The organism is Enterobacter sp. RIT637, from assembly GCF_019718755.1.
Classification (GTDB): Bacteria; Pseudomonadota; Gammaproteobacteria; order Enterobacterales; family Enterobacteriaceae; genus Enterobacter.
On sequence record NZ_JAIHAZ010000167.1, the window covers coordinates 1 to 533 of the forward strand.

Here is a 533-nt window from a genome sequence, read left to right on the forward strand (position 1 = left end):
GGCTGGATCTGGAGGGCAAAACCGTGATCGACTTCGGTTGTGGCTCCGGGATCCTGGCGATTGCGGCATTGAAACTGGGCGCGGCCAAAGCCATCGGGATCGACATCGATCCGCAGGCGATCCAGGCCAGCCGCGATAACGCGCAGCGCAATGGTGTTTCCGAACGTCTGGAACTGTATCTGCCGGATAGCCAGCCAGAGGTCATGAAAGCCGATGTGGTGGTCGCGAACATCCTGGCAGGCCCGTTACGTGAACTGGCACCGTTAATCAGCGTGCTGCCCGTTGAGGGCGGTCTGCTGGGTCTGTCCGGTATTCTGGCAAGCCAGGCTGAAAGCGTGTGCGAAGCCTACGCCGATCTCTTTACTCTTGATCCTGTCGTCGAGAAAGAAGAGTGGTGTCGCATCACTGGCAGCAAAAAGTAATTCTGCCTTTCCGGCGTGGGTCTCTTCCCACGCCGTTTCTGCGCTCTCTCTCCCCCCAGCATTACAGTGGTTAGCCGGTGACATGTCAGCGGTAAAATGGGACTCCTACAC

General features: G+C 58.2%; 1 protein-coding gene. It reads left to right on the top strand.

Translation table 11 applies throughout. The features are described 5' to 3' along the window. Positions 1-422, top strand: a 422-nt coding sequence (locus K5E19_RS23805; protein WP_221553381.1) for a 50S ribosomal protein L11 methyltransferase, incomplete at its 5' end; no start/stop codon positions are given. Between the last annotated feature and the right edge of the window lie 111 nt (positions 423-533).